10 protein-coding genes are annotated in these 4,487 nt (G+C 36.2%); 9 read left to right on the plus strand and 1 reads right to left on the minus strand.

The genetic code is table 11. The features are described from left to right. The 9 genes from DNJ75_RS14215 to DNJ75_RS14250 form a co-directional block, all read left to right on the plus strand. The coding region (locus DNJ75_RS14215; RefSeq protein WP_157968377.1) for a hypothetical protein at window positions 1-290 on the plus strand (290 nt) is incomplete at its 5' end. 36 nt (window positions 291-326) lie between these two features. Further along, entirely contained in the window at window positions 327-572 is a 246-nt protein-coding gene (locus DNJ75_RS14220; protein WP_117004103.1) for a hypothetical protein, read from the plus strand. Continuing rightward, window positions 565-891: a hypothetical protein gene (locus tag DNJ75_RS14225; protein WP_117004104.1), complete on the plus strand. Its 327-nt coding sequence runs from the start codon at window positions 565-567 to the stop codon at window positions 889-891. Before DNJ75_RS14220 ends, DNJ75_RS14225 begins: the two co-directional genes overlap by 8 nt. Continuing rightward, window positions 885-1,202 carry a hypothetical protein gene (locus tag DNJ75_RS14230; RefSeq protein ID WP_117004105.1) on the plus strand — a complete coding sequence of 106 codons (318 nt, stop codon included), beginning with the start codon at window positions 885-887 and terminating at the stop codon, window positions 1,200-1,202. Before DNJ75_RS14225 ends, DNJ75_RS14230 begins: the two co-directional genes overlap by 7 nt. A gap of 88 nt (window positions 1,203-1,290) precedes the next feature. Further along, entirely contained in the window at window positions 1,291-1,953 is a 663-nt protein-coding gene (locus tag DNJ75_RS14235) for an O-methyltransferase (protein WP_117004106.1), read from the plus strand. A gap of 3 nt (window positions 1,954-1,956) precedes the next feature. Then, window positions 1,957-2,175, plus strand: coding sequence for a hypothetical protein (locus DNJ75_RS14240; RefSeq protein WP_117004107.1), 219 nt, complete (start codon window positions 1,957-1,959; stop codon window positions 2,173-2,175). Window positions 2,176-2,288: 113 nt separating this feature from the next. Further along, entirely contained in the window at window positions 2,289-2,549 is a 261-nt protein-coding gene (locus DNJ75_RS14245) for a class-II aminoacyl-tRNA synthetase family protein (protein WP_117004108.1), read from the plus strand. After that, window positions 2,527-3,015, plus strand: coding sequence for a hypothetical protein (locus DNJ75_RS15450; protein ID WP_157968378.1), 489 nt, complete (start codon window positions 2,527-2,529; stop codon window positions 3,013-3,015). Before DNJ75_RS14245 ends, DNJ75_RS15450 begins: the two co-directional genes overlap by 23 nt. After that, the gene (locus DNJ75_RS14250) at window positions 3,008-4,030 is read left to right on the plus strand and encodes a site-specific integrase (RefSeq protein ID WP_157968379.1); all 1,023 of its coding nucleotides are present in this window, start codon (window positions 3,008-3,010) and stop codon (window positions 4,028-4,030) included. Before DNJ75_RS15450 ends, DNJ75_RS14250 begins: the two co-directional genes overlap by 8 nt. Here DNJ75_RS14250 and DNJ75_RS14255 read toward each other — a convergent pair. Further along, the coding region (locus tag DNJ75_RS14255; RefSeq protein WP_170137241.1) for a hypothetical protein at window positions 4,027-4,487 on the minus strand (461 nt) is incomplete at its 5' end. The genes DNJ75_RS14250 and DNJ75_RS14255 overlap by 4 nt on opposite strands.

Raw genomic sequence — 4,487 nt, forward strand, 5'->3', positions numbered from 1 at the left:
ATCTCGAAGCACAACATACACGAGAAGCGCTCGATCAGGTAACACTGCTTGAAAAAACGACCGCTGAACTGCAAAATGAACTGGAAAAATGCCAACATGCCACCACCTCAAAGATTATGGCACTTGAAAAAGAACTCAGTATTAGCGCTTTAAGACTGGAAGATAGCCATAAACGTGAACAGAAAATAGCTGATGAACTGAGTAAGATACGTCAGAAATTGCATGAAGTTGAAATTCAGATGGCAGTGTTGAAAACAAAAAGACAAAAAGATAAAAAAACTGAAATCTAATACATATTATTAGACTTTCACAAAAGGATAAATGCCTTGATTTTTAATGAACCAAAAAATAAATCCGGCAAGCCAATGCTGGGTGTTCAAGTTAGCTATTTTGCTAACAACAGAGCTGCAAGCCGCTGGTTTTTAAATGGCGAGGGTGCGCCATTAACAAAAATCTCTAGCCTTCTAGGCTACACTAGCGTAAGTCAGTTTAAGCTGGCTATATCCCAACATGGATTAGCGCTACTGATGATGAAGGGTCTAGATAAATTGAGGTTGTCAAATAATGGCTAATCAATATTCCAATGATTCATTTAAGGCGGTTGTTGAGTCAAAATATAATTTGCCCTTGAATGAGGTCCTGTATAATTTTCAGGTGCAAGGCAAGTCCTACAAAGAAGTTTGTCAAGAAACAGGTTTCAAGGAAACAACTGTTAGAAAATACACAAGAAGATATGGTTACACGTTAAACACCAAACTTGATCAAGAAGCGTATACTGCACAAGCTGCAATGTCATCGATTTACAGTCAACTTAGAAGTCAAGAGCTTAATCAAATCAATGTGTTGTCTAGATCTTGGAGCCATAAGAGAAAGGTGCTGTCAGGATGTTAAAATTTAATTGGCGCAAATCAAAAGAAAATGCAAGCAAGCTTAGATTGGGTGCTACGGTTAGAGTTAAATGTGGTACTGAAGATCCTGACTATAAAGGTTTGGATATCTCTGACTACACAGGGACAATCAAGCAAATAGATGATGAAAACAATTTGATTTTAATCGAGCTTGACTCAGTCACATTAGAAAAAATAGATAAGAATTTTATTCACAAAATAACAGAAGATGGCTTTGATTATCAAGAAATATGGCTAGAAAAAGATGAGGTTATTGAAGTAAAAGGTATTAATGAGCATAACGATGAAAAATAATCGCATGAACAATGATAACTGCCTGGGCGTTCTCAAAAATCATGCGCCACAGCGAATCAATAACTGAAATTAAAAGGAAACAGATCATATGAGTTTATCAACATTACTTAAAAACGAAGCATTATATCGTTATATTTTAGATAACACGCTTAACATGCAACCAGTGCAAGAGAAAATGTTAAATCAGGCTAAAAATGATGAACTATCTGAAATGATAACGGCACCAGATCAGCTTCAATTCTTGCAAATGCTCATGAAGATGATTAATGCAAAAAAAGTGATTGAAGTTGGTGTTTTTAGGGGCGTTGGCACTTTAGCGCTCGCTTTAGCATTACCTGACGATGGTCAAATATATGCGTGCGATGTTGATGACAGTAATTTAGAAGAGTATAAAAAATATTGGCATGAAGCCAAGGTCAATCAGAAAATAAAATTAGAAATCGCACCTGCAATTAAAACCTTAACCAATCTAATAGAATCTGGTCACAGTGACAGTTTTGATTTTGTTTATATTGATGCTGATAAAAGCGAATATTATGAGTATTACAACTTAAGTTATAAACTCATAAGAAAAGGTGGTTTGATTGTTTTAGACAATATGCTCAGAGGTGGCAAAGTCATTGATGCGAGCATCAACACACCTAGCATAGAAGCAACCCGAGCAATAAATAAGTTCATCAAGGCGGATAAAAGGGTTGAATCTATTTTAACACCCATAGGTGATGGTCTAACAATTGTTAGGAAAATTTAGCGGATGAACATTGAAGAACTTCTAAAAACAGAAACTGGAGCCAGGGCATTAAAAGCCAAGCTCAAATCGCTGTCAGATCATGAAAAAGCAAAGCCTAATTATACAGTCTTATGGAAAAAAGCCTGTGATGCAGTAACTGCTTTTAATTTAGCTAAGATGAAAAAAGAACTACGTGATGGCATTAAAACCAAAGACATAGATGAAAAGAATCATGAAAAATAACCGAATGAACAATGATAGCTACCTAGGCGTTCTCAAGAAAATAATGCGCCAAAAACTAGGCGAAATCAAGCAGGATCGAAACAACAAAACAAGTAAACATAATAGAAGAAAAAATGAATCTACACGCAAACACACAAAAACTAAAAAAAGCACAAGCACAGAATAAGTCAGTCTACTTACTCTATGATAATTATCAGGAAATTCGTGGCACCATAACAGAGATTGGCAATGTATTTGTTCATATTCTTTCAACAATGGATAATACCCAGTCTTTGATCCCACTTGAAATTGAGAAAATCCATCAGATCAGTTTAAGAGCTAAGTCAACTATGCCAAAAGGTGATGATCAACATGAAAACTGTCAGTCCCAATGAAGTATTTACAGCCAATCATCTGGCAATTTATACACGCTGTTACGACGAATATAAAAGAGTATTTGATCAATATTACCTGAATGCAAATGTACAATGCTACGTCAATAAAGATAATAAGCCTGTTTACTTCTGTATTGATATTTCTGGTGCAAGCTTTCAAATGACAATGTTCGAGTCACTTTCTCTGGCTGAATTTTATGGAAAACTCAAGTTATTCATCGAATTTAGAGAATACTCAGGTGATGCAGTGGACGATATGACAGAACATCTTGATTGGCTTATCCAGAATAATATTCAATTTAATACCATTAAGCATGATATTGGTGAGATGTGGTGTTTTCTTTCAACGGGCGATTCGCACTTTGGTAAAGCGGAGGTGCTCAACATGTACAGAAATATTTATCGCATGGTCGATAACAGTATTCTTACTAGTGCACAAAACGAAGATGATTATACTCATGGATAAAATTCCTAACTTGATTCTTGGTAATGAGCTTGAAGCGACTGCTCAGGAAGAGCTGAAAAATGCTTATACAAAAGGCTTAGAGATTGAACAGAAATCACGTGCCAGCAATACCATCAAGCGCTACCAATCGGCATTTAAAGTACTTCAAAGCTATTGTGATGGCTTTAAGGTGACATCAATGCCACTTACCCCAGAAATTGCCTATGCCTTTTTCGTCTACCTGCATGACCAGAGTTACAGCTGGTCAACAATTGCAGTTATTAAAGCATCAATAGACTACCATCATAAAACACAGGGACATCTATCACCTTTAGCACACCCCAGGATAGAAACACTGCTTCAAGGTATTCAGCGCGACATCAGAAAAAACCAAAACGCATCTGATCCAGTCACCTATGATATGCTCATTAAAATTATTGACCGTATGAATGGTAACGATCTCTTAAGTGTACGTGACCGAGCACTTTTGCTTGTTGGTTTCGCTGGAGGATTTCGTTCCTCTGAGCTTCTGGCATTAAAAAATGAGGACGTAAATTTTAATGACGCTCACGGCATGATTGTCACCATAAGACAGTCTAAAACAGATCAACTGGCTAAGGGTCATGAGGTTGCAATTCCATTTAATTCAAAATCGACCCGACATTGCTCAGTTAAATCATTGCAGCATTGGCTAGAGGCGATTGATCTGACAGATCAAGAATATATTTTTAAGTCACTGCACAAAGGTGGTTGCAAAGTCAGAAATGAGCAACTCTCTTACGAAGGATTCTATCGACTATTTAAAAAGAGATGTCAGCAGGCAGGTCTCAATACAACCAACCTCTCACCGCATGGATTACGCTCTGGCTTCAACACCAGTGCAGCACTGGCCGGTGCTGATTTGGTCAAAATGCGTGAAATTACCAATCAGTCACTTAATACGCAACAACGATATATCAAAAAAGTTAATCTTTTTAAGAATAATGCTAATAATAATATTTATGCATACTTTGATAATGACAAGTCAGCTAATTAATGCTTTGAGTAACTGATGATATCGAAATCATCATCCTCAAAATTAAATTGAAAGATATCATCTGGGTTATCTCTTAGATTCCGTACGATTTCTTTTTTGGTATTTGAAATATGATCATTCTCCAGTAAGGCCATATAGGCGTCATAATTATGATCAAAGGAATAGCAATAGAAGTTATAACAAGCTTCTTTAAAATCATCGTCATTATCAATCGCAATACAGCTGCGCGTACATATATTGATGATATCAATAAGATTAAAAGAAAATTCACTGAAGAAAAGGAAGTCACTGAATAATCCCATATCTTTAGGGTTGTTATCAAGACCAAACATGATCAAGTGCTTAAGGTTAATGTTGCCAGATTTAAAATATTTCCTGATCAAAGGCATATTGCAGTCATCTGAATATTTTTCTGCCAGGAAATCACATAGTATGACTTCTGATGGTTGAATATTAG

Source organism: Cysteiniphilum litorale (assembly GCF_003428165.1).
Classification (GTDB): domain Bacteria; phylum Pseudomonadota; class Gammaproteobacteria; order Francisellales; family Francisellaceae; genus Caedibacter; species Caedibacter litoralis.